Source organism: Burkholderia sp. D-99, from assembly GCF_011605345.1.
Lineage (GTDB): Bacteria > Pseudomonadota > Gammaproteobacteria > Burkholderiales > Burkholderiaceae > Burkholderia.
In genome coordinates, this window is sequence record NZ_JAAOXM010000004.1 from 543,141 (window position 1) to 567,010 (window position 23,870).

The window sequence follows — 23,870 nt, forward strand, 5'->3', positions numbered from 1 at the left end:
GAGGCCCGCCGGATGACGCGCCGCACCGACACCCTGAAACTCAACGCGATGCTGAACGGCGCCGGCAGCCATGTCGTCGGCTGGCGCCATCCGCTCGCGCAGCCGAACGGCAACCGCGACTTCGCGCATTTCCGCCGCATGGCGCAGACGGCCGAACGCGGCAAGCTCGATGCGCTGTTCGTCGCGGACGTGGTCGCGACGCAGGGCAGCCACGTCGACTCGCTGCGCCGCAGCGCGCGCGCCGACACCTTCGAGCCGCTCACGCTGCTCGCCGCGCTGGCGGCCGTCACGCACCGCATCGGCCTGATCGCGACCGCGACGACGACCTACAACGCGCCTTACCACGTCGCCCGCAAGTTCGCGTCGCTCGACCACCTGAGCGGCGGCCGCGCGGGGTGGAACCTCGTCACGTCCGTCGTGCCCGACGAAGCGGCGAACTTCGGCGCGAGCCCGCACCTCGCGCACGCCGAGCGCTACGCGCGCGCCGACGAGTTCCAGCGCGTCGTCGCGGGGCTGTGGGACAGCTGGGAAGACGACGCATTCATCGAGGACAAGGCTGCCGGCCTACATTTCGATCACCGCAAGCTGCACGTGCTCGATCATCACGGGCCGCACTTCAGCGTGCGCGGCCCGCTGAACGTCGCGCGCGCGCCGCAAGGGCATCCGGTGCTCGTGCAGGCCGGCTCGTCGGAGGCGGGCCGCGAACTCGCGGCACGCTGCGCGGAAGTGATCTTCACCGCGCAGCACCGGCTCGACGACGCACAGGCGTTCTATGCGGACGTCAAGGGCCGGCTCGCGCATCACGGCCGCCGCCCGGCGCACCTGAAGATCCTGCCCGGCGTGATGCCGATCGTCGGCGCGACCGAAACCGAAGCGCGCGACAAGCTGCGCGCCCTGCAGGACCTGATCGACCCGGTGCTCGGGCTGCGGCTGCTCGCCGACAATGCCGGCGATTTCGACCTGTCCGGCTATCCGCTCGACGGGCCGTTGCCCGACCTGCCGCCGAGCAATCGCAGCAAGAGCCGGCAGCAGCTGATCGTCGATCTCGCCCGTCGCGAGAACCTGACCATCCGCCAGCTCTACGAGCGCTTTGCCAGCGCGGGCGTCGTGACCGGCACGCCGAAGACCATCGCCGATCGCTTCGAGGAATGGTTCCTGTCGTACGGGGCGGACGGATTCAACGTCGCGTTCGCCTGGGTGCCCGGCGGGCTCGACGATTTCGTCGACCTGGTCGTGCCCGAGCTGCAGCGCCGCCGGCTGTTCCGCACCGAGTACGAAGGCCCGACGCTGCGCGATCAGCTCGGCCTGCCGCGCCCGCCGTTCTTCCGGCGCCCGTCGTCGCTGCGCGGCGATACGGTCGCACCGGTCGGCGGAGGTGCCGCATGACGCGCCCGTTTCGTCTCGGCGTGCTGACGCGCGTCTATGCGCCCGATCCGTCGCCGCGCGTGCTGCACGACACGCTCGCGCTGATCGAGGCGGCGGAAGCGCTCGGCTTCGACAGCGCATGGGTGGCCCAGCACCATTTCGGCAGCGAAACCGGCCGGCTGCCGTCGCCGCTCGTGCTGCTGGCGGCCGCCGCGCGCCGCACGCGGCGCATCGCGCTCGGCACCGCCGTGATCGTGTTGCCGCTCGAATCGGCGTTGCGTGTCGCAGAGGATGCGGCCGTGCTCGATGCACTGGCGGACGGCCGCCTTCAGCTCGGTGTCGGCGCCGGCTTCGAGCCGGACGTGTTCGCCGCGTTCGGCCGCGATTTCGACACGCGCTCGGCGCGGCAGGCCGATGCCCTTGCGACGCTGCGGCGCGCGCTGGACGGCGCGCCGCTCGGTCCCGCCGGCGCGACACTGCAACCGGGTGCGCCCACGCTGGCCGCGCGTCTCTGGCAGGCGACCAGCCATGCCGAGGCGGTCGCGCGCGACGGCCTCGGGCTGATCGTCGCGCGCACGCGTCCGGAACAGGACGGCGAAGCGGCGCTCGTGGCACGCTATCGCCGCGCCTGGACGCATCCGCGCGCGCCGCGCGTCGCGCTCGTGCGAGCGGTCGTGCCGGGCGCGGACGCGGCCAGCGTCGAGGCCGCGCTCGGTCCCGACATCCTGCGCTACGCGGCCCGGCTCGCCCACGCGAGCGGTACCCCGGCGCCGGCGCCAGCCGACATCCCCGCGCTGCTCGATCGCTTCGGAGTCCTGCGCGGCGCATCTGCCGACATCGCGGCCGCGCTGCAAGCCGATCCAGCGTTTACCGGCGCGACCGAGCTGGTCGTGCAGGTACAGACGACCGGCACGTCGCATCGCGACGCACTGCGGCGGCTCGAAGCCGTCGCCGGCGCGATCGCGCCGGCACTTGGCTGGACGCCGGCCGCCGCAGCCATCGAAGCCGCTTCGCCCACTTCCGCTCCGATCCCGACATGACACATTCGCCCTCTCCCGCACCGGCCGCGCAACGGCCGTTCAAGCTCGGTTTCCTCACGCACGTCCACGGCACCGGCGACGCGCGCCGCGTCTACGCGGAGCTCGAAACGCTGTTCGTCGCGGCCGAACAGCTCGGCTTCGACGGTGGCTTCGTCGCGCAGCACCACTTCCGCGCGGAGTACGGCCGGCTGCCGTCGCCGCTCGTGCTGCTGGCCGCCGTCGCGCAACGCACGCGCCGTATCGAACTCGGCACCGGCATCGTCACGCTGCCGCTCGAGGATCCGCTGCGGCTCGCCGAAGATGCGGCGGTACTCGACTCGCTGGCCGGCGGCCGGCTGCAACTCGGGCTCGGCAGCGGCGGCGCGAATCTCGACGCGTTCGCCGCGTTCGGGCTCGACGCCGCTACGCGGCAGGCGCACTTCGCGAGCGCGCTCGAGCGCCTGCAGGACGCGCTCGCGGGCCGCCCGCTCGCACACGGCGCCGCCGATGCACCGCCGCTCGTGCTGCAACCGGCGGCGCCGGGCGTGCGCGCACGCCTGTGGCATTCGCATGCGTCGCCCGACGGCGCGCGATTCGCGGCCCGGCACGGCAACGGCCTGCTGCTCGGCACCGCCGTGCACGATCCGCGCATCGTGCAGTTGCCGCTCGCGCACGCGTATCTCGACACGTGGCGCGAACAGGCTCACGCCGTTGCACCGGCGCCGCGAATCGGCGTGGTGCGCGCGGTATTTCCCGCACGCGACCGGCGCACCGCGCTCGCCGCCCTCGCACCCGACGTGGTGCGGCATATCCCGTGGCTCGCAACGAGCGGCCATCCCGGCGTGACCGATCCCGAACAGATCGTGCGGCTGCTGAACGTCCACTACGGGCATCCGGACGACGTGATCGAAAGCCTGCGCGGCGACCCGGCGCTGCTGCCGTTCGCCGATTATTTTCTGCCGGTCGTGCAATCGGAAAGCACGTCGCTGGACGACGCGCTCGCGCGGCTGCGCACGCTCGCGGAAACGATTGCGCCGGCGCTGGGCTGGCGGCCGGCCCTCGCCGCCGCATGAGCGCGCCGGGTCTGCTGCTGCGGCTCGACATCGGCTGCGACGACACGCGGCCCGATCCGGCCGCCGACTGGATTGCGATCGCCGAGGCCGGCGTGTCGGCCGGCTGCGATGCCGTGCTGCTGCCCGCGCAGGCGGCCGGTCCCGATCCGTGGATGGCGGCCGCCGCGCTCGTCGATGTGCTGCCGGCCGTGCGCGTGATGGTGACACTGCAGGCAGGAGCGATGCTGCCCGTCGCGGCCGCCCATCTCGCGCAGAGCCTGCAGTCGCTCAGCCGCGGCCGCGCGCTGCTCGCATGCGAGGCCGACGCGCCGGACATCGACACGACCGACCAGGCCATGCATCTGAACCGCGACCAGCGGCTCGCGCGCAGCGCCGAATTCCTGTCGCTCCTGCGCGCGATGTGGGCGGCCGATTCGGCGCTGCAGTATCGCGGCACCTACTATCGCGTCGAGCATGCGCGCCTGCCGGATCTCGCGGCATCGCGGCCTCCCGTCTACTGGTCGCTCGCGGAGCGGCACGAGATCGCGTTCGCCGCGCCGTGGTGCGACGGGCTGCTCGTGCCCGCCCGCGTGCCGCGGCTGGAAGCGGCCGTCGAGCGCGCGTACCGCACGCGCGGCCTCGCACCGCCGCCGCCCGGCGCGCTGCTGCGGCGCACGCTCGGTTTCGACGACGCGCGCCGCACGCGCGGCTCGCACCGGATGAACCACCGGCGAGGCAACGCATGAGCATCGATTTCGCGTGGTTCCTGCCGACCAACGGCGACGGGCCCCATCTCGCCAACAGCGGCCTGCCGCGGCCGCCGACCTTCATGCAGGACTTCCGGCCGGCTACGCCCGAATACCTGCGCGGCGTCGCCCGTGCGGCCGAGGCCGCGGGCTTCGACAGCCTGCTGCTGCCGATGGCCGCGGGCTTCGAGGATCCGTGGCTGGTCAGCGCACAGCTCGCACGGGCAACGTATCGCCTCGCGCTGATCGTGACGTTCCGGCCGGGGCTCGAGCAGCCCGAGCAGATCGCACGCAAGGCGGCGACCCTGCAGCGCATGAGCGGCGCCCGCCTGCGCCTGTTCGCGGTGAACGGCTCGAGCGCATACGAGCAGCGTGCGCTCGGCGATTTTCTCGATCACGACGCGCGCTACCAGCGGACGTCCGAATACCTGCGGGTATTGCGGCGCCTGTGGCGGGGCGCCGGTCATTCCGTGGCCGGGCACTACTACATGCTGAACCCTTCGCATGCCGGCGTGCCGCTCGCGACCCCGCCCGCGATCTATCTCGGCGGGGCGTCGACGCTCGCCGAGCAGGTGGCCGCGAGCCAGGCCGATACCTACCTGCTGTGGGGCGAGCCGCCCGACGCCGTGCGCGAGCGCATCGCGCGGCTGCGCGCGCTGGCCGCGATGCACGGCCGCCGGATCCGCTTCGGGCTGCGCGTGCACGTGATCGCCCGCCAGACCGAGCGCGCGGCATGGGCACGCGCCGACGAACTGCTCAGCGAGATTTCCGACCAGACCTATGTCGATGCGCAGCGTCAGCTCGCCGCCTACGAATCGGTCGGCCAGCAGCGCCAGACCGCCCTGAGCCGCGGTGCGCTGCGCTCGTTGCGCGAGCTGGAGGTGTATCCGAACCTGTGGGCCGGCGTCGGCCTGATTCGTGGCGGCGCGGGCACCGCGATCGTCGGCAGCTACGACCAGGTCGCCGCGCGCATCCACGAATACCGGACGCTCGGCATCGAGACCTTCCTGCTGTCGTCCTATCCGAACCTCGAGGAAGCGACGCACGTGGGCGAGCAGGTCTTGCCGCGCGTGCGCATGCGGCTGGCACGCGCCAGCCTGCCCTGACGGGCCTGGCGGCGAACCGGGGCGACGGCGACGCGCGTCGGGCGGGTCAGTCGTCGAGCGCGGATTCCGGGCGTGGCTCGTTGAGCAGTCCGTGGCGCGCGAGCAGCGTGCGCATCGTGTTGCGCGTGACGCCGAGCAGCTCGGCGGTGCGCACCTGGCTGAACCGGCAATGCTCGAACGCCTCGGAGACGACCAGTTCCTCGATGTCGCGCAGCAGGCTTTCGCCGGGCGCGCGAAACAGGCGGCGCACGCCCGTGCGGATGTCGTCCTGCGGCAGGGTCGTCGCGGCGGCGTCCGCGAGCGCATAGCCGGCGAGCGCCTCCGAGAACTTCAGGTGCTCGGGGCGGATCAGGTTGCCGTTCGACACGAGCAGCGCGAGGTGCATGACGTTTTCCAGCTCACGGATATTGCCGGGCCACGGATACGCATGCAGCGCCTGGACCGTGCCCTCGGACAGCATCGGCTGCGGTCGCTTCAGCTGCGCGCAATAGCGCCCGCGGAAATGCTCGGCGAGCGGCAGGATGTCCTGCGGCCGCTCGCGCAACGGCGGCAACCGTACGCGAGCGAGACTGATCCGGTAGAACAGGTCCATCCGGAAATTGCCGGCCAGCACGGCCTGCTCGAGATCGACGTTGGTCGCCGCGACGACGCGGACGTCGACCTGTCGTGGGCGGGTCGCGCCCACGCGCGTCACCTCGCCTTCCTGCAGCACGCGCAGCAGCTTCGCCTGTAGCGGCGGCGCGAGATCGCCGATTTCGTCGAGAAAGATCGTGCCGCCGTGCGCTTCCTCGAAGTAACCGAGGCGCCGCCCCTGCGAGCCGGTAAACGCGCCGGGCTCGTGACCGAACAGTTCGCTCTCCGCGAGCTGCTGACTGATCGCGCTGCAGTTGACCGCGATGAACGCGCCCGAGCGGCCGCTGACATGGTGGATATGACGCGCGACCAGTTCCTTGCCGGTGCCCGTCTCGCCCATGATCAGCGCGGGCGCGGCACTGGGCCCGATCTGCTCGACGAAGCGCAGCACCGCGCGCGACGCGGGATCGGCAAACACGAGCGCCTTCGCGCGCACCGACAGGGGGCGATGCTCGCTTTCCGGCAGCGCAATGAGCGAAGGGAAATCTGTGCGGTTGTCCATGATCCAAACCCTGGCGAACCGGTTATCGATACTGGCGTCCGCCCAAGGGATTGATCATAGTCAACCCCGCGCACAGGCAAAATGCCGATTGCTGTGATGCTTCGCTGCCGCGCGCAGATAACGAATCCCGTGTGCGCCGCCCGGCAGGATGTCCGATGTATCCGGAAGCTTCCGTTCGGCAGCCACGCGCGCCCCCTTTGGGAGCGCTCAGTCCCATTTGATTCCGGCGTCAGTTTCACGGTTGCAACGGACATTATCCTGGTCAATTCCGTAACGCGGCCGTCGTATTCGTTTCAGAACCCTCCAACTATAAACAGGATGACTTTCGAGCCGGAATTACGACGAAACCATTCAAATAAAATACCAAAATCTTTCAAATTCATTCGCTCAGCCAATCACACCCCAAATTAAATTCTCCTTTTTATAAACAAATTCCAACTATTCCCATGCCATCGGCACGCCATCAATTTAAACAACAACAGTGACTCGATATGAATTTTTGCTATTTGCTAATAAAAATTTCTTATGTTGCGCCGCAGCGTTAACCCTCCTATAGTTCGACGAAACAATACATACCGGTTCGAATAAATCAGCCGGATTGAACAGAATTCGTTTATTTCGCTTTTGTTTTCAATCGCCGAGCGCATCTCGCAAAAATAAATTCGCTCTATGGATTTGCATATATTTCCTTGCACAATCATTTTGGCAATTGCCTCGGAGCTTCAAGATGTCATATCTGCACGGTAAGGAAGAATTTTTCGACACTGAGCTCGTGTCTCCATCCGATCTCAAGAAAATTCTCTATTTGCCAAAAGAGGATCTTCAGCTTATAGAGCATGCGCGCGCGGCCATATCGAATGCCCTGAATGGCATATCCGACAGGCTTCTGGTTATTGTCGGCCCCTGCTCCATTCACGACACCGCAGCGGCATTGCAGTACGCGGAATATCTTTCCCTCCTTCGCGGCCGGTTGAGCAGGGATCTGGAAATCGTGATGCGCGTCTACTTCGAGAAACCAAGAACACGCCTGGGCTGGAAGGGTTTGATCAACGATCCGCACCTGGATGACACCTGCGACATCGCGGCCGGCTTGCACACGGCGCGCAAACTCCTTCTCGACATCGCCGCGATCGGCTTGCCGGTTGCAACCGAATTCCTGGATGTAACGAGCCACCACTACTTGTCGGATCTCGTCAGCTGGGGGGCCATTGGTGCAAGAACGACGGAGTCCCAGATCCATCGCGAGATGGCGTCGGGCCTGCCTTGCCCGATAGGGTTCAAGAACGGCACCGATGGCGGCATCAAGGTTGCCGTCGACGCGATCCTTGCGTCATCCCGGCCGCACCATTTTCTCGGCATTGCGCAGGATGGCCGTTATGTCAGGCGCAGGACCCCGGGGAACCAGTCCGGTCACCTGGTACTCCGAGGCGGGCCCACACCCAATTACGACGAGCAAAGTGTCGCTACGGCATGCAGCATGCTGTCGGCGAACGGCTTGACGCCGCGCGTGGTGGTGGACGCCAGTCATGGCAATAGCGGCAAGCAGCATGAAAACCAGTTGTCGGTTTGCGACGAACTGAGTTCCCGGATCGCGCGTGGCGATGCTCAAATCGCCGGCATCATGATCGAGTCGAACCTCGTTGCCGGTAGCCAAACGCTGAAGCCGGGCAAGGCACTTGTCTATGGGCAAAGCGTGACCGACTCATGTATCGGCTGGCAGGAAACCTCGCTCATTCTGCAGCGGCTCGCATTCGATGTCCGAAGGCGACGCAAGCTCCTTGCCGGCGCCAGCCAGCCGTTGCAGGTCCAGTTCGGCTGAGAGACCGCTTCAGAAAGCCCCGGATCCGACTACGCCATGATCAATGCCAGCCATACCGCACCGCAGCCCGACGGGGATGAGATCGGTGCTTGCCTAGCCCGCATCGACGCGATCGACACGACGATACTCGCGCTGCTCAACAGCCGCTGCGAGGAGGCCGCGCATATCGACCGCACGGAGCCGCGCGCCGGGCATCCGTCGCCCCAGGCCTCGTGGGAGTCGCGGATTCTCGAACGTCTGGGCGTCGAGAACCGCGGCCCGTTGGCGCCCGCTCACTTGAACGAAATCTGGCAGCAGATCTTCAGGTCGTGCCGCGCGGCACGACAACCGTTCCCTTTGCCTACCGCCTATCTGGGACCTGCCGGAACGTACAGCGAAGACGCCGCCGTGTCGCACTTTGGCATCGGGCAGCCTCGGCTCCCGTGTGCGACGGTCGACGAGGTCTTCAATGCCGTAATCGCCGGTACCGCTGCGTACGCGGTCGTACCGGTCGAGAACTCGGCGGAAGGCCCCGTGGCGCGGACGCTGGACCTGATCGAACAGGCAGGCTTGCCGATCACCGGGGAAATCATCCTGCCGGTCGTCCACTGCCTGCTTTGCGTCACCGACAATCTGGAAGGCGTCCAAAGCGTGCTGGGACACCCGCAGGCTCTGGCGCAATGTCGCCAGTGGCTGGACACACACCTGCCCGGTGTGGAGCGCCGGCCGGTATCCAGTAACGCAGCGGCGGCCAACGCGGCGCACGAATCGTCCGCGCAGGCCGCCATCGCCAGCGCGCGTGCGGCGGGCATCTATGGACTCCAGGTGCTTGCCCACGGGATCCAGGATGACCCGTTCAACAGTACGCGGTTTCTCGTCGTCGGCGCGTCGCCCGGATCGCCAACCGGGCACGACCGTACGCTGGTACTCGCGGAAATCGCGAACGCGGCGGGCAGTCTCGCGCAGCTGCTTGCGCCACTGGAGCAACGCGGGATCTCGGTGACGCGCATCGAAACCCGGCCGATCCGGGGCGAACTGTGGAGCTACCGGTTCTATCTTGAACTGGCCGGTCATCCGGAAGACGAACTCATCGCCGCCGCGCTCAGCGAAATGGCGGAGACCTCGACGAGGTTTCTCGTGCTGGGGTCCTATCCGTGCAACGTAAGCCCTGATGTCGCGCCGACGGCTGGCATCGAACCGAATGCTCGCGACACCCGTGTGCGCGGCGGGAGGGCCCGCGTGCCCGCCGCCGCGCGGGCACAGGTTGCGGCTCGCAGAGAGACATGACGTGAACTCGATCCCGGCAAGCGCATCCGTGCACGCACACTCCGATCCGTCATCCACCGACAGCCGAACGGGGGACGATCCGGCACGCATCGCGCTCATTGGCATGATGGGTGTGGGAAAAACGGCTGTCGGACGGCAGCTAGCGGCAATGCTGAAGTTTCCGTATGTGGACTCTGACCGCGTTGTCGAGGCCAGGACAAACTGGACCGTGGCGGAGTTGTTCGCGCACGACGGGGAAGCTGCGTTCCGTGCGATGGAGGCCGGTGTCGTCGACGAACTCACGCGGTGGCCACGGGCTGTTATTGCCACGGGTGGCGGAGCCATCCTGGATACACACACACGTCTTGTGTTGACCAGTCGGACGCGAGTCGTCTGGCTAAGGGCGGAACCCGAGGAACTCTTGCGCAGGATGTCGGACGACTCGCAACGCCCGTTGTTGCGTCACGGCGACCGGCTGCAGGCATTGCTCGAACTGAGTGCACAGCGCGCCCCGCTCTACCGGCAATGTGCGCACGTGCAGGTCGACACGGATGGAAAAACCGTGGCCGAAGTCGTCGCAGACATTCTCGGTCATTTGAGCCCGAGCCATTTGAATCGCGAAACCGGTCGCGACGCCGTAACCCATGCAGGTCCGTCATGATCTGCGCGCGGTCGCACACGCCATCGCAGCAATGATTTCATGCGCGTCGGGCTGAAGAGACCGGACCGGGCAACGCCCGCCCGATCCAGATTCACGCTTCGAGCACATGAAACATGCGGATATCGGCTCACGCGGCAAGGTTCGACCCATTGAGCCTTTGATCGCGTAAGCCCAATCATTTTTTGGATAGGTTTGCAAGAAACGATACGTATTCCTTAATTATTAACAAATATCGAACCCCGATACATTGTTTGGAGGGCTACACCGTGTCAACCCTGATTCCGGAATCTCCCGTTCTCGAGAAGTCCCGTGCGTATCGTCCCCAATCAATGAGCGTTGTCGACCTGTTGTGGCGGGCTGCACACCGATACCCCAGCTCGGGGTTACGGTTCATCGCCAGTGTTCCCGGCGAGGAGGACTTGTTCGTCACGTACGCCGCGTTGCTCAACGAGGCACGGAACATCGCCTCCGCGCTGCGCCTTCTCGGGCGCCGGCCCGGCGACAAGATCGTGCTCGTGCTCGATGACGCGCGAGATTTCATCCCCGCGTTCTGGGCATGCCTCCTGGGCGGCCAGATTCCATGCCCGCTCGCCCCGATCCGCAATGATCCGGCTCGCTGGGAACGGACGATCGAGCATGTCTGCACGTTGCTGGACGATCCGCTGCTGATCACGACCGAGGCGCTTGAAGGCTACCTGCCGGACGATTCGCTGGTCGTGACGCTCGACACCTTGCGCCACACGCTGCAGGGATTCAACCACGCGCCCGCGCATGAGGCATTCCCCGACGACCCCGCCGTATTCGTGCTGACATCCGGCTCGACCGGCAATTCGAAGGCGGTGGTACTCACCCACGGCAACCTGCTTGCGTCGATGGCCGGCAAGAACGAGCGCCAGCGGCTGAGCGCGTCGGACGTCACCCTCAACTGGATCTCGTTCGAACACGTCGCCGCGCTGCTCGAGGCACACCTGTTGCCGCTCTATGTTGGCGCCCAGCAGGTGCACGTGGATTCGGGCACGATCATCGCCAACCCGCTGGTATTCCTCGATCTGGTCAGTTGCTACCGCGTATCGATGACCTTCGCGCCCAATTTCCTGTTTGGACAGATCAATGCGGCACTCCGATCTGCCAGCCCGGGCGCACTGCAATCGAGTTCCGTCGACCTGTCCAGCCTGCGGCACATCGTATCCGGCGGCGAAGCGACCGTTGTCGACACCGGCCGGCGATTCCTCGAGCTGCTGGCGCCGTTCGGGCTGTCGCCGCACGCGCTGTGGCCGGCCTTCGGCATGAGCGAAACCTGCGCCGGGTCGATATATTCGCGCGAGTTTCCGGCGGCGGACACGTCGCGCGAATTTGCCGGCCTGGGTACGCCGATCGCGGGGCTGCAGATGCGCATCGCGGACGAAGAAGGCGTAGCCGTTCCAGATGGCGAGCCCGGAGAGCTGCAATTGCGCGGCGCGATGGTCTTCAGCCAGTACTACCGGAACGAAGAAGCGACGCGCGCAGCCTTCACCCTGGACGGATGGTTTCGCACCGGGGATCTCGGGCGTGTCGAGCACGGAAAACTTCATCTGGTCGGCCGCAGCAAGGACAGCATCATCGTCAGCGGCGCGAACTACTTCAGCCACGAGCTTGAAACGACCGTCGAACAGCTCGACGGCATCGAACGCTCGTTTGTCGCGGCTTTTCCGACCCGTCCGAAAGGTGTCGATACCGAGCAGCTGGTCGTCGCGTTCGCCACGTCGATCCCGGCGGACGACGAGGCGCGGCTTCATCAGCTATGTATTGCCGTGCGCAACACCACGATCCTCCAGTGGGGCTTCCGGCCGACGCTGATTCTGCCGCTGCCCAAGCACGCGTTTCCCAAGACCAGTCTCGGGAAGGTCCAGCGGGCCACACTGCGCAAGCGCCTGGAGGCGGGTGAATTCGCCACCGAGATTGCGCACATGGCGGAGGTGACAAGCCGGCAAACGGGCGGATACGTGGCGCCGGAGGGCGCGACCGAGACGGCGCTGGTCGAGATTTTCGCCAACCTGTTTTCGCTCGAGCGCACCTCGGTGAGTGCAACGGCGAGCTTTTTCGACCTCGGCGGGACGTCGCTCGACATCCTCAAGCTCCAGCAGGCGATCGACCGCCGCTTCGACGGGACGCTGAAGATCTCGTTGTCCATGATCCTGCAGAATCCCAGCGCCCGCCGGCTGGCCGCACGTCTCGATCCAGCACGCGCAACGAACGCCACCTATGACCCGATCGTTCCGCTGCAGACCACCGGCACCAAGACGCCGCTGTTCTGCATTCACCCTGGTGTCGGCGAAGTCCTCGTGTTCGTCAACCTGGCGAACTATTTCGTCAACGACCGTCCGTTCTACGCGCTTCGCGCTCGCGGCTTCAATCCCGGCGAGCCCTACTTCGGGTCGTTCGACGAGCTGGTCAAAACCTATGTCGACGCGATTCGCGCGCGTCAGCCCCATGGCCCTTACGCGATAGCAGGCTACTCGTACGGCGGCGCCGTGACCTTGCCTGTCGCCAGGCTGCTCGAGTCGCAGGGAGAACGCGTGGCCTTTGTCGGCAGCATCGATGCGCCCCCGCTCATCCGGCACCCTCGCGGCAAGGTCGATGCCGTCGAGAGCGCCGTCATGCTCGCCTTCTTCCTGTCGCTGATCGACACCGAGCAGATGGAGACGTTGCCGGCGCAACTGCGCGCGATCGAAGATCGTCAGGATATCCATGAATATCTGTACGGCATCGCGCCACGGGATCGCCTCGCCGAGCTCGGGCTCGACCTGCCGGGCTTCACCGCGTGGTCGAAGCTTGCCCTGGCGCTATCCGACATGGGTCATGCGTACGTGCCGTCGGGCACGATCGAATCGGCCACGGTGTTTTATGCGGACCCACTGTGGGGCGCCAAGCAGGATTACCTGGATCGGGAACTCCGGCGCTGGGACGAATTTACGCGGGCGCCAAACCGCTACATCGAGGTGACCGGCGAGCATCACACGATCCTCGATCCGCGGCACGTGACGGCGTTCCAGGCGACGCTGCGCGCGGAAATCGACCTCGCGCTGAACGGCCTGTAACGCCGCACCGGAGACAGACATGACAACGACCGTCCGGCAGTTGAGCGTCAACGACGTCGACCTTGACTATGTGGATCAGGGTGCGGGCAACACGATTCTATTCGTGCACGGCTACATTTCGGATCACCGCGTATGGGACGCCCAGCAGCAGACGATTCCCGCCGGTTATCGCTACATTGCGCCTTCACAGCGCTACTTCGGCACCCGGCCGTGGCAGGACGAAGGCGACCGCTTTTCGTTCGCGACGCACGTCGACGACCTTGCCGCCTTCGTCCATCGCCTGGACGTGGCGCCGGTGCACGTGGTCGGATGGTCGTACGGCGCGGCGCTGGCGCTGGCGCTCGCCGTGAGGCACCCGGATTGCGTACGCAGTCTCTTTGCCTATGAACCGGGCAGCGTGACCTTCGTCACCGATCCCGACGACATCCGCATCCTCGCCGACGACCGTGCCGACATGGTGACGCCCGCCGTGGCAGCACAAGGGCGCGGCGACCTTCGTGACGCGCTGCGCCAGGTGTTCGACCACGCGAATGGACGTACCGGCCTGTTCGATACGCTGGCCCCGGCGACACGTTCTGCATTCCTTGACAACGCCCGGACCATCCCTCTGCTGTTCCGCTCGCCGCCGCCGCTCCCCATCACCGATATCGAGCTCGGCCAGATCAGGGTGCCGGTGGCCATTGCAAGGGGTGAGCTGACCCGCACGTTCTATCGGGTCGTCGCGCAAACCGCCGGCCGCTTGATTCCCGACGCACGTCTCGTTGTCCTGCGTGACGGCATGCACGCGGCACCGGTTCTCACACCTGAACGGTTCAACGAAGCGTTCCTTGCCTTTCACCGCGACATCGACGCCTGGCCGACATCTCCGGTACGGGCACCCGCTTGAATACCCGCACGTCATGCACGTTACGTACGTGTTGCACGACCCCCAGGGCCTTTTGAACCAATGGATAACCCAATCATGAATGCACCCGACGAAAAGCGTACCCAGAAATGGGTCCTCACGCTGACATCCATCGCCGCATTGATGGCCATGCTCGATTCGATGGTCGTTGCGACCGCGTCGAACGCCATCCGTGCAGACCTCCATGCATCGATCGGCGCGCTCCAATGGACGATGAACGCCTACAACCTGAGTATCGCCGCGCTGCTGCTCAGCGGCGCGGCACTCGGCGACCGCTTCGGGCGGCGGCGCATTTTCGTCCTCGGACTGTTGCTGTTCGTCCTGGCCTCGGCAGCCTGCGCGTTGTCGCGAAGCGCGCAATGGCTGATCGTGGCCCGCATCGTACAGGGCGCGGGGGCAGCGCTGATCACGCCACTGGCGCTCGCACTGCTGAGCGCGGCGTATCCGCCCGAGCATCGCGGCAAGGCACTTGGCCTGTTCAGCGGCATCATGGGTCTTGCGCTCATTATCGGCCCGGTGCTCGGCGGTGCCATTGCCGGAAACGCCGCCTGGCAGTGGATCTTCTGGCTCAACGTACCGATCGGACTGGCCCTCATCCCGCTCGTGCAGCGCCACATCCCCGAGAGTTTCGGCCCCAACGTCGCGATTGATGCCCCGGGTGCGCTGCTGGTCATGGGCGCGGCGCTTGGGCTGGTCTGGGGCCTGACACGTGGAAGCGCCGTCGGTTGGTCAAGTACTGAAGTTGTCACCGCGCTCGCCGCAGGGTTCGTACTGGCGGTCGGATTCATCTACCAGGAATCTCGCACGGCCCAACCAATGGTGCCGTTGCGCTTCTTTCGCTCACGAGCGTTTTCTTCCGGTATCGGCGCAAGCTTCCTGTTCTATGCGGGCATGTACGGCGTCGTGTTCTTCCTGCCGCAATTCTTCCAGTTCGCCCAGGGCGAAGGGCCTTTCGGCGCGGGGCTGCGTCTGTTGCCGTGGACGGCGACGCTCTTCGTCGTCGCTCCCGTGGCAGGCAACATTGTCGACAAGATCGGCGAGCGCCCGCTGATGCTCGTCGGGTTGTTACTGCAGGCGCTTGGCTTCGCGTGGATCGCGTGGGAAGCCAGCCCCGACGTTCCCTATACGCACCTGATCGTGCCGCTGGTGCTGGCCGGCGCCGGCGTTTCGATGGCAGGCCCCGCCGCGCAGAAGGCGGTACTGGGTGCGGTGACGGTCAAGGAAATCGGCAAGGCGTCGGGGATATTCAACATGTTCCGGATTCTCGGAGGCGCGTCCGGGATCGCCATCGCAGTCGTCGGATTCTCCAGCGCCGGCAGCCTCGGTTCCGCCAGGGAATTCACGCTCGGGTTCGTCTACGCGATGGCCATTGCAGCCATCCTCTCGCTTGCCGCCGTCGTCGCGTCCGCGTGGCAACCGGCCCGCGTCGCGGTCACCCAGGATCCGGCCGACGCAAAAATCTGAGGACACTGCACCACGTCTCGCCTCGGGGGCAGCAGTTGCCTGAACTGCTCCCCCGCAAAATCCGGCGAGATCCGACTGAATCCAAGGCCGTTCATCTCCGCACCCTTCCACCCGGTACGGCGTCTTTTTGTATGTCGACATCATCGCCGTCACGCCAAACGCGTTCATCGCCCAGCGAATGCCTAGGGAAAATCCGGAGACATCCTTACAGCGATTTATCTGATGATTCACGGAAGCGTCATGTTTCGGCGATCCAGTCGTCCGCCAGGCTTTCAATTCGCGTCACGAAACCGATGCCGCCTCGCGGCCATCACGATGACCGCGGTCTGAAACGGCAGTCGCTGGCAAATCGTCAGGCGCTCAATACTTTCAACAACCCGGTCGAGAGTAATCGTGAGATTCCGTGGCCCGCTGGTGCGGTGGAGACGAGGCGACGCGCGAAACCTGCGCGCCGCGATCGCGTCCTCCGACGACAGTGACGGCTGGCAAAGCCCTCGCCTGCATCTGTCGATCTACACCATCCTGTCCTGTCGTTCCGTTCGCCGCCACAACGCCGTCGCCGCGCGTGCCTACGTCGCGATCCATACCGACGACGTGGCATCGCTGCTGCCTTAGCGCGCCGCCCCTTTCCCTCTATCCGTTCGACCTGATCGCCGTGTCGCCAGACCGGTGACGGGTTCGGCTCGCGCTTCGTTTCCGCGCGATCCCTCTCGCAATCGAACGGACTCCTCATCGTTGCGTATCGCGCTCGCTCACCGCGAGCGGCGATCACGCACGCCCGCTTCATCCGATGAACCATCGCGCCCCGACCCGCGCATCGCGGATCGACACGCGCACCGAAAATGGAAGACTTCGTCATGCGAATCCACACGCTTCACCGTGCCATTGCAACCGCCGCCATCCTGTCGGCCGCCGCGTCCGCCGGCACGACCGCCCATGCGGCCGGTGAACTGAACATCTACAACTGGTCCGACTACATCGCACCGGACACGATCCCGAACTTCCAGAAGCAGACGGGCCTCCATGTCCGCTACGACAACTACGACAGCGACGACACGCTGCAGGCGAAACTGCTGTCGGGGAATTCCGGCTACGACATCGTCGTGCCGACGTCGAACTACATGGCCAAGCAGATTCAGGCGAGCGTCTACCAGCCGCTCGACAAGTCGAAGCTGCCGAACCTGTCGAACCTCGATCCGCTGCTGATGAAGATGGTCGCCGACGCCGACCCCGGCAACCAGTACGGCGTGCCCTGGGCCTACGGCACCGACGGCATCGGCTACAACGCCCAGGCCGTGAAGAAAGCACTCGGCGACAAGGCACCGGTCGACAGCTGGGCGCTGGTGTTCGATCCGGCCAACATGGCGAAGCTGAAGAGTTGCGGCGTGTCGTTCCTCGACCAGGCCGTCGACGTGTTCGCGGCCACGCTGCAGTACATGGGCAAGGATCCGAACAGCACGAACCCGGCCGACTACCGCGCGGCGTACGAGGTGCTCAAGAAGGTGCGCCCGTACATCACGCAGTTCAACTCGTCGGGCTACATCAACGATCTCGCGAACAACGACCTGTGCGTGTCGCTCGGCTACTCGGGCGACGTCGGCATCGCGCACCGCCGCGCCGCCGAAGCGAAGCGCCCGTACGAGATCCGCTTCGCGAATCCGAAGGAAGGCGGGCTGCTGTGGTTCGACATGATGGTGATCCCGAAGGACGCGCCGAACCGCGACGCCGCGCTGAAGTGGATCAACTACCTGCAGGATCCGAAGGTCAACGCCGGCATCACCAACGCGGTGTTCTATCCGACAGCGAACAAGGCCGCGCGCCAGTACGTGAAGCCTGCCATCGCGCGCGATCCGTCGGTATATCCGGCCGACGAGGTGTTGAGCAAGATGACGCTGCTCAAGCCGATGCCGCCCGAGATTCGCCGGCTGCAGAACCGGCTGTGGGCGCAGTTGAAGACGGGGCGTTGAGCGGCGCGACGCGGGACTGAACCGTGCCTGCGGCGGCTCGCGCCGCAGGCAGTGTCCCGATCGGCAACGTAATAGTCGAGCCGCTCCGACAGAGCGTCGACCGCCTGCCGGATCTGGCCGACGAGCCCTCGGCCGATCATCGACTTCATGAAGAACGGCCGCGCGCCCCTTAGCGTAAGGCTATTGTCGATATGGTTGCCGCCCGCCCGCCGCGACGGGCGAGTCGGCCAGCTGGTCTCGACTTATCGCTTTCCGCTCCGGGGCATCGCGAATCGCAGCAATGCCATGCAGATCGACACGCTCCCTGCGATCACCCACCAGATGATCTGCAATCCTCTCCATGAAATCTGCCAGAGACGACGAACCCAATGCAGACTTCTCCGCCTTTCGGTCGGCGTGCGCTTGTTCAAGCCTGCCGCCTTGGCCGTCGCAAGCGCGATTTTCCCGCCGACGACAATGGAAAACAGCACGTAGTAGATCCATCGATAGTGCTTCGACCGACGATCGTCCTTGACCAGCGTCAGCAGTTGCTCTTGTCGGTCGCGAAACGCGACGAGTGTCGAGACGACACATTCGCTTGCAAGCGATGCCGGATTAAACGCATCGTGCCTGACGTCTCGCCCGTCGAGCCGTTCGGGAAACGACGCGCAGAACTGTATCGGGGTTCTCAGGCACCGCGACGAGGACGGCGGCATCAGGCTGACCCGACCGTCGATCCGCGTGACAGGACACATGTCCTCGTTGTAAGTCGCAATTTCGTTTCGCAACGACGTGATTTGCTCCGGTGTCAGGCGTTGCCCGTTAATCTGGTACATATCCGCGGCAGCATGCGGCCCCGTCACGACAAAGACAGCCGGATCTTCCGCCGAGTAATCGAGCAGCGTTTGCTGCACGCTCGACGCCCAGCGGCATGACAGGCTCTCCCCCTGCCTGTTCTGCGCGCACCACGATTCATACCGTTCCGCCTGCTTCAGCAGATAGGCGCTCGCTCTCTGCGTATCGCGCGAACGCTCCTGCAGCGACTGGACATGCCGGTTCGCTTGCGAATCGAACACGAAAAAAATGCCCGCGAGCAACGCGGCCGCGTACCAAACATGATCGTAGACATGCCCGAAACCGTCGCCGATCGGCAGGAGGTCGATGAGCACAAGCACGCCGCACCATCCCGCGACCAGCCCCAAACCTACCAGCGTCAGCATGCCCCAGCCGCTGCCCAGCACACCGCTCCCGCCGATGACGAACGAATCGGGCGCAAACGAAATCAAGGGCCACCAGCCCTGCAACACCAGCAACCCCGGCAGCAAAAGAATTGACAATGCAACCAGGGCCCCCGTCTTCCGGGCGAGCACATATCCCGTCGTGATGTAGAGGAACGCCAACACCAGCAAGAGTATCCAGAGCACGGCCAGAATCGGCAGCATCGCTTCGCCTGGCGACCAATAGCTCGAAACGATCTGCCCTTGCGCATCCTGCTCGACAAAATTCGACGAGACAAGTCCGAGCCCTTCAAAACTTTGCTGAATGTTCCAGGCGCCGCCTTTCAATATCACGAGATAGGGATATATCAGCCAGCCAAAATATTTACCGAGAAGATACCCCGACCGCTCCGCTACGATATAAACAATCTCATTCATTTTTCAATCCGTCGAATCAACACGATCGGCCCATCGAAAATCCCGGCCTTAACCAGAATCATTCTAGGTGCGATATGCCAAATACAACAATCGACAGATCTCTTTTATATATTCTAAAAAATCAGGCTCTTTGTTTTATTTCACCGGCAATCACGCCGTGACGGACTGGTTTGCCGATCAGCGCCTCGCCGGGCAAGCGGGAACTCCCGCCAGAGCCGCACGCCCCTGCACCGTGTTGCATGCCACCGCCGCGAACACCATCACGACGTGAACCGCATCTACCAACACGTCGACCGGCGCACTCCGTGGCGTCTGGGCCATATGTGGCGCGATCCCATCAGCGATGCCTCTGCACGCGGCTCGACCATGAAGCATGACTGCCATTCGACCGGGAGCGTGCACTCGACATGCGGGACGACCGGCCGCGACACGAGAGCGTCCGATCTCCACCGAGGCCGATTGCATGAACTATCGCTTCGCGTGCGCCGCCGCAAACGCATCGTCCACGAACCGGATCACGTCATCGAGCGACGACGTGCACGTGGCGTCCGGCGCCAGCGACGCAAACGCGCCGTCCGGCCCGAAACAGACGAGCGGCTTGCGCCAGCGCTGCGCGAGCGCAATTTCTTCGGCCGTGCCGTGCCCGCCCGGCAGCGCGACGATCAGGTCGCTGCTCAGCACGTTCACGTAGTTGCGGTTGATCGTGTGCGGCTCCGCATCCGGCTCGCGGCGCGGCAGCGGCGTGAGGATCGGGATGTCGACGAACGGATGCGGATAACCGTCGAGCGGCACGAAGCCCGCAAGCGGATCGGCCTGTGTCGGCAGGATGCCGATCGATCGCCCGGCCCGCCCGGGCACGCCGGCGAACGCACGCGCGACCGCCAGCATCACGCCCTGCCCGCCGCCCGTCAGCAGGTTGAAACCGGCCTGCGCGAGCCATGCGCCGAGCGGCTCCGAAAACGCGAGCCACGGCTCCTTGCCCGAGCCCATCACGCCGATCGTCTTGTTGTTCTGCTGCATCGTGGTTTCCGGTGAAGTCGTTGGATTGCGCGCGATCGCCGCGCTCATTCGAGCTCGACGCCCTTGAGCTCGGGAATCAGGAACAGCGTCGCGACCATGTCGAGCACGTAGAGGCCGGCGAGCATCGCGATGGCCGTCTGGAACGAGTAGTGCGCGGCCAGTGCGCCGACCGCGACCGGGCCGAAACCGCCGACCGCGCGGCCGATATTCCACAGCACGTTCTGCGCGGTTGCGCGCGCGGCCGTCGGATAGCCTTCCGACATCAGCGTCCCGTAGCCACCGACCATCCCGTTGACGAACATGCCCATCAGCGCACCGGCCCACAGCATCGCCGTGGGGTCCGACAGCTGCGCGTACGCGATGACCGTCGCCACCGCGCCGAGCTGGTACAGCAGGAACGTCGGCTTGCGCCCGATGCGGTCGGCCAGTTGCCCGAACACCCAGACGCCGATCATCATCCCGACGACCGTCGCCGCCGTCCACAACCCCGACTTCGTCAGCGAGAAGCCCATCTGTTTCGACAGGAAGGTCGGCAGCCAGATCATGATCCCGTAGTAGCCGAAGTTCTGGACCGAACACAGGATCACGATGCCGAGGCTCGTACGCGCGGTGCGGCCGTCCGCGACGAGCAGGCGGAACGCGTTGGGCTTCGGCTGCGCCGCGCGCTGCACAAACGCTTCCGGCTCGTGCAGCTTGTTGCGCATCGCCCAGGCGAGCAGCGCGGGCAGCACGCCGACCAGGAACATCCCGCGCCAGCCGATGTGCAGCAGCAGGAACGGTGTCAGCAGGGCGGCCAGCAGCACGCCGGCCTGCCAGCCGAGCGCGACGTAGCACGACACGCGTGCGCGCTTGCTCGCCGGCCACGCTTCCGCCGCGAGCGCCATGCCGATCCCGAACTCGCCGCCCAGCCCGATGCCCGCGATGGTGCGGTAGACCAGCAGATCCCGGAAACCCTGCGCGAACGCGCACAGCCCGGTGAAGATCGCGAACAGCAGGATCGTCCAGGTCAGCACGCGCACGCGCCCGTAGCGGTCGCTCAGTGCACCGAACAGGATGCCGCCCGCGACGGCGCCGATCAGCGTCCAGGTGACCAGCGCGCCGCCCTGCCCGGAGGTCAGATGCAGCGCCGCCGTGATCGCCGGCAGCATGAAGCCGAGGATCAGCAGGTCGAAGCCGTCCATCGCATAACCGATCGCCGATCCGGCCAGCGCTTTCCATGCGTACGCGCCGACCTGCTCCACGCGCGGGGCCGACGGGCCGCCGAGCGTCGAAGATTTCATGTTTGCTGCCATGGTGTCCCGCCACGATTGTCCGGCGACATTCTAAGGCCTGTGCCGGCGAGCGAAGGGCCGGCAGGCCGGCCGGTGGCGAGGCTCCGCGCGCGTCGGCACCCGCTTGCGGGACGGCATCGCGCAAACCTGCGGGCAACGAACGGGAAGGAACAACAGCGAGCCAGTGTCGGCGGCGAAGCGTGCGATGTCGCGGTCAGGCCGGACACCGGATGAAAAACGGCGTGGTGGGTGCATGTTGCCGGCCAGCCCGCTTGCGCGAACCGGGCGGCGCCGGGTGGCCCGGCGTCCCGGCCGGCTTCAGCCCTGGTCGTCTCCGGGCCACCAGGTCTTGGCCTCGCGGTCGACAGCAAGCGTATCGAGATCCCTGCCTTCGAGCCATTTCGGCCGCGGGCCGCGGCCCGACCATGAGCGGCCGGTCGTCGGATCGTAGTACTTGGCAGGTGCCTTGCGTTTTCGCTGGACGATGTAGCCAAGCGCGCTCAGCACTTCCTGCTGCGTAATTCCCAAAAGCTCGACCTGTTCCTTGAATGCCGCGAGCGCGGCCTGCTTCTCCTTCTGCTTCGCATCCGACAGCTTGATGTTCAGGTCCCGAAGTTGTGCTTCGAGTTCCTGCAGGGCCTGGGTCATGTATTCATCCTCTTTGGGCATGTTTTCGCAAAAAGCTCCGATGGCGGAACCTACCACGAAGTTCCGCCGATGGGTGCTCTCAAATGTGTGAATCGTTTGCCAGAGCCGGCATGGCTTGCGCAATACGCACTAAACGACGTCGCGCGTCAATCAATGACAGACAGGACCGGGCCGGCATCGCGCAGCCCGCCGCGTACGAAGGCACGGTGAACGGCTGCGGCAAGTAAGCGCCGCACCTGGCACAGGCGCGGCATGGCGCGAATGATAGCAGTGCGCGGCGTCGTGATGCATAAGCCGCGGGACGGCGTTGATACGAACCCGGCCGCTTTTCGGCCGCTTATCGGTAGTTTACCGGCCGACGTCGCGGGCTTCCCACGCGATCCGGTCGAACAGCGCGCGCAGCTTCGCGCCGCGCGCCGCGTTCAGCGCGGCCGCATGCGCGACACGCCCGGCGAGATGCGCACGGAAGTCCGGATTTGCATCGCGATTCTGCGACGCCGGCCCGCTCCGGATGCAGTTGGTCAGGATGGCTTTCAGGAGATCGAACTCATCGCGCGCCAGGTTCGGATGACGATTGACGACCACACCGGCCAGTTGCTGGCGCATGCCGCGCCGCATCACGCGCGTCTTGCGCAATTGCAGCGCAAAGCCCTCCTCCAACGCGATCGCGGCGACCCGGACCTCCAGCCGCTCGACGTCGCGCGCCAGCGCGCCGCCGCCGGAAAATGCGAGATCGTCGGCATAGCGCGTGTAGGTCGCACCGAGCGAACGCGCGAGCCCGGCGAGCCGCATGTCGAACCGGAACGCGCACAGGTTCGCCAGCGCCGGCGACGTCGGCGCCCCCTGCGGCAGATGGCGTTCTCGATAGCGCTGGCGGCCGATCCAGTCGAACCGGTCGCGCAGGTCCGGCGCGAGCAGCCGCGCGGACGGTACGCGATTGGTGCACAGCCTGGTGAGCGTGCGCGCGACTTCGGCCGGGTACCCGAGCGTGACGAACAGCGCGTGAACGCGCGCGGCGCGGATCGATACGAAGAAATCCGCGAGATCGAAACGCACGACGACATCACGATCCGCATGCGGCGCCGCGAACGACACGATCCCGTGCCCCTTGCGAAAGCCGTGTACCGCACCGTGCGGCGCGATGCGATCGAGCAGCCCGTGCAGGATGCGGCGCTGCGCTTCGCGCAGCCGGCCCTTCGGGATCTCGACCAGGCGGCACCCGCCGCTGCGCTTGTCGTGCGCCACGTACGTGTAGTGATGCAGCGGCGTGGCGCTGCTGCGCGCGTCGACGCGCCAGTGGTCGGACAGCCAGTCGAGCTCCGGCACGCGCACGCCGAGCCAGTCGGCCAGATCGCCGGGCGTCGCCCATTGCGGCACATCACAGCCGGCCAGCAGCGCCGGCAACGGCTGCTGGACTGGCGGCCGCCGCACGACGCGGATCGCGGCCGGCCGATCGCTGCCATACCACGCGAGCACGAAAGCCGGCGCATCGGCGAGGTCCGCCGCAAGCGCATCGATGTCGACGTCGACCCAGCGCGCGCCGAAGCGTGCGAGCGCGGCATCCGCGACTTCGTGCGTCCACAGTGGTGCGCCGCCGAGCACGGTTGCCATCCGGGACAGCACGCCGGCGCGTTCAGGCGCACCGGCCAGCATGGCCTCGGCAATCGTGCGGGTGGTATCGCGCAGGGATGAAGACATGGAGAAAGATGGGCGGGACGATGAGCCAACGTGACGGGT

Annotated in this window: 19 protein-coding genes; 13 read left to right on the forward strand and 6 right to left on the reverse strand. The window is 65.8% G+C overall.

The genetic code is table 11. From position 1 onward, the window contains the following. Positions 1–12 precede the first annotated feature (12 nt). Genes HAV18_RS19625 through HAV18_RS19645 form a run of 5 tightly spaced genes read left to right on the forward strand, consistent with a single transcriptional unit; the run spans position 13 to position 5,288 of the window. Positions 13–1,386: an LLM class flavin-dependent oxidoreductase gene (locus HAV18_RS19625; RefSeq protein ID WP_166958707.1), complete on the forward strand. Its 1,374-nt coding sequence runs from the start codon at positions 13–15 to the stop codon at positions 1,384–1,386. Beyond that, the gene (locus tag HAV18_RS19630) at positions 1,383–2,405 is read left to right on the forward strand and encodes an LLM class flavin-dependent oxidoreductase (RefSeq protein ID WP_166958710.1); all 1,023 of its coding nucleotides are present in this window, start codon (positions 1,383–1,385) and stop codon (positions 2,403–2,405) included. Before HAV18_RS19625 ends, HAV18_RS19630 begins: the two co-directional genes overlap by 4 nt. Next, on the forward strand, positions 2,402–3,457 hold the full coding sequence (locus tag HAV18_RS19635) for an LLM class flavin-dependent oxidoreductase (RefSeq protein WP_166958712.1): 1,056 nt from the start codon (positions 2,402–2,404) through the stop codon (positions 3,455–3,457). Before HAV18_RS19630 ends, HAV18_RS19635 begins: the two co-directional genes overlap by 4 nt. Continuing rightward, complete coding sequence (locus tag HAV18_RS19640) at positions 3,454–4,182, forward strand: LLM class flavin-dependent oxidoreductase (protein WP_166958714.1); 729 nt, start codon at positions 3,454–3,456, stop codon at positions 4,180–4,182. Before HAV18_RS19635 ends, HAV18_RS19640 begins: the two co-directional genes overlap by 4 nt. After that, positions 4,179–5,288, forward strand: a complete 1,110-nt coding sequence (locus HAV18_RS19645; protein WP_166958716.1) for an LLM class flavin-dependent oxidoreductase — start codon at positions 4,179–4,181, stop codon at positions 5,286–5,288. Before HAV18_RS19640 ends, HAV18_RS19645 begins: the two co-directional genes overlap by 4 nt. 46 nt (positions 5,289–5,334) lie before the next feature. Here HAV18_RS19645 and HAV18_RS19650 read toward each other — a convergent pair whose 3' ends face one another. Continuing rightward, positions 5,335–6,423, reverse strand: a complete 1,089-nt coding sequence (locus HAV18_RS19650) for a sigma-54-dependent Fis family transcriptional regulator (protein ID WP_166958718.1) — start codon at positions 6,421–6,423, stop codon at positions 5,335–5,337. Between the two features lie 727 nt (positions 6,424–7,150). On the opposite strand from HAV18_RS19650, the gene HAV18_RS19655 reads away from it, so the two are divergent. The 8 genes from HAV18_RS19655 to HAV18_RS19690 all read left to right on the forward strand — a co-directional run bounded on the left by HAV18_RS19655 (position 7,151) and on the right by HAV18_RS19690 (position 17,560). Then, complete coding sequence (locus HAV18_RS19655; protein ID WP_166958720.1) at positions 7,151–8,242, forward strand: 3-deoxy-7-phosphoheptulonate synthase; 1,092 nt, start codon at positions 7,151–7,153, stop codon at positions 8,240–8,242. A gap of 36 nt (positions 8,243–8,278) precedes the next feature. Beyond that, positions 8,279–9,508 (forward strand): prephenate dehydratase, encoded by a 1,230-nt coding sequence (gene pheA / locus HAV18_RS19660; protein WP_166958722.1) that lies wholly within the window; start codon positions 8,279–8,281, stop codon positions 9,506–9,508. Position 9,509: 1 nt separating this feature from the next. Beyond that, entirely contained in the window at positions 9,510–10,148 is a 639-nt protein-coding gene (locus HAV18_RS19665; RefSeq protein WP_166958724.1) for a shikimate kinase, read from the forward strand. 329 nt (positions 10,149–10,477) lie between these two features. Next, positions 10,478–13,225, forward strand: coding sequence for a non-ribosomal peptide synthetase (locus HAV18_RS19670; protein ID WP_166958846.1), 2,748 nt, complete (start codon positions 10,478–10,480; stop codon positions 13,223–13,225). Between the two features lie 19 nt (positions 13,226–13,244). Further along, positions 13,245–14,111: an alpha/beta fold hydrolase gene (locus HAV18_RS19675; RefSeq protein WP_166958726.1), complete on the forward strand. Its 867-nt coding sequence runs from the start codon at positions 13,245–13,247 to the stop codon at positions 14,109–14,111. Between the two features lie 75 nt (positions 14,112–14,186). After that, the gene (locus HAV18_RS19680; protein WP_166958728.1) at positions 14,187–15,593 is read left to right on the forward strand and encodes a DHA2 family efflux MFS transporter permease subunit; all 1,407 of its coding nucleotides are present in this window, start codon (positions 14,187–14,189) and stop codon (positions 15,591–15,593) included. A gap of 393 nt (positions 15,594–15,986) precedes the next feature. Next, the gene (locus HAV18_RS19685) at positions 15,987–16,208 is read left to right on the forward strand and encodes a hypothetical protein (protein WP_166958730.1); all 222 of its coding nucleotides are present in this window, start codon (positions 15,987–15,989) and stop codon (positions 16,206–16,208) included. Between the two features lie 242 nt (positions 16,209–16,450). Further along, positions 16,451–17,560 (forward strand): polyamine ABC transporter substrate-binding protein, encoded by a 1,110-nt coding sequence (locus HAV18_RS19690; protein ID WP_166958732.1) that lies wholly within the window; start codon positions 16,451–16,453, stop codon positions 17,558–17,560. Positions 17,561–17,802: 242 nt separating this feature from the next. Here HAV18_RS19690 and HAV18_RS19695 read toward each other — a convergent pair whose 3' ends face one another. From HAV18_RS19695 to HAV18_RS19715, 5 genes are all read right to left on the reverse strand, one after another. Then, a complete protein-coding gene (locus tag HAV18_RS19695; RefSeq protein ID WP_166958734.1) occupies positions 17,803–19,194 on the reverse strand; it encodes a hypothetical protein in 1,392 nt (463 codons plus the stop codon). A 468-nt stretch (positions 19,195–19,662) separates the two neighbouring features. Next, positions 19,663–20,214 (reverse strand): DNA-binding protein, encoded by a 552-nt coding sequence (locus HAV18_RS19700; RefSeq protein ID WP_243771706.1) that lies wholly within the window; start codon positions 20,212–20,214, stop codon positions 19,663–19,665. A 44-nt stretch (positions 20,215–20,258) separates the two neighbouring features. Further along, positions 20,259–21,506: an MFS transporter gene (locus tag HAV18_RS19705; RefSeq protein ID WP_166958738.1), complete on the reverse strand. Its 1,248-nt coding sequence runs from the start codon at positions 21,504–21,506 to the stop codon at positions 20,259–20,261. A 297-nt stretch (positions 21,507–21,803) separates the two neighbouring features. Then, positions 21,804–22,133 carry an H-NS family nucleoid-associated regulatory protein gene (locus HAV18_RS19710; protein WP_166958740.1) on the reverse strand — a complete coding sequence of 110 codons (330 nt, stop codon included), beginning with the start codon at positions 22,131–22,133 and terminating at the stop codon, positions 21,804–21,806. 348 nt (positions 22,134–22,481) lie between these two features. Then, positions 22,482–23,831 carry a reverse transcriptase family protein gene (locus HAV18_RS19715; RefSeq protein ID WP_166958742.1) on the reverse strand — a complete coding sequence of 450 codons (1,350 nt, stop codon included), beginning with the start codon at positions 23,829–23,831 and terminating at the stop codon, positions 22,482–22,484. Between the last annotated feature and the right edge of the window lie 39 nt (positions 23,832–23,870).

Coding starts and splice junctions, on each gene's coding strand:
- HAV18_RS19710 (WP_166958740.1), bottom strand. CDS start 22,133: ATGACCCAGGCCCTGCAGGAACTCGAAGCACAACTTCGGGACCTGAAC.
- HAV18_RS19715 (WP_166958742.1), bottom strand. CDS start 23,831: ATGTCTTCATCCCTGCGCGATACCACCCGCACGATTGCCGAGGCCATG.
- HAV18_RS19655 (WP_166958720.1), top strand. CDS start 7,151: ATGTCATATCTGCACGGTAAGGAAGAATTTTTCGACACTGAGCTCGTG.
- HAV18_RS19695 (WP_166958734.1), bottom strand. CDS start 19,194: ATGAATGAGATTGTTTATATCGTAGCGGAGCGGTCGGGGTATCTTCTC.
- HAV18_RS19630 (WP_166958710.1), top strand. CDS start 1,383: ATGACGCGCCCGTTTCGTCTCGGCGTGCTGACGCGCGTCTATGCGCCC.
- pheA (WP_166958722.1), top strand. CDS start 8,279: ATGATCAATGCCAGCCATACCGCACCGCAGCCCGACGGGGATGAGATC.
- HAV18_RS19635 (WP_166958712.1), top strand. CDS start 2,402: ATGACACATTCGCCCTCTCCCGCACCGGCCGCGCAACGGCCGTTCAAG.
- HAV18_RS19645 (WP_166958716.1), top strand. CDS start 4,179: ATGAGCATCGATTTCGCGTGGTTCCTGCCGACCAACGGCGACGGGCCC.
- HAV18_RS19690 (WP_166958732.1), top strand. CDS start 16,451: ATGCGAATCCACACGCTTCACCGTGCCATTGCAACCGCCGCCATCCTG.
- HAV18_RS19650 (WP_166958718.1), bottom strand. CDS start 6,423: ATGGACAACCGCACAGATTTCCCTTCGCTCATTGCGCTGCCGGAAAGC.
- HAV18_RS19670 (WP_166958846.1), top strand. CDS start 10,478: ATGAGCGTTGTCGACCTGTTGTGGCGGGCTGCACACCGATACCCCAGC.
- HAV18_RS19700 (WP_243771706.1), bottom strand. CDS start 20,214: ATGCAGCAGAACAACAAGACGATCGGCGTGATGGGCTCGGGCAAGGAG.
- HAV18_RS19640 (WP_166958714.1), top strand. CDS start 3,454: ATGAGCGCGCCGGGTCTGCTGCTGCGGCTCGACATCGGCTGCGACGAC.
- HAV18_RS19675 (WP_166958726.1), top strand. CDS start 13,245: ATGACAACGACCGTCCGGCAGTTGAGCGTCAACGACGTCGACCTTGAC.
- HAV18_RS19705 (WP_166958738.1), bottom strand. CDS start 21,506: ATGGCAGCAAACATGAAATCTTCGACGCTCGGCGGCCCGTCGGCCCCG.
- HAV18_RS19625 (WP_166958707.1), top strand. CDS start 13: ATGACGCGCCGCACCGACACCCTGAAACTCAACGCGATGCTGAACGGC.
- HAV18_RS19680 (WP_166958728.1), top strand. CDS start 14,187: ATGAATGCACCCGACGAAAAGCGTACCCAGAAATGGGTCCTCACGCTG.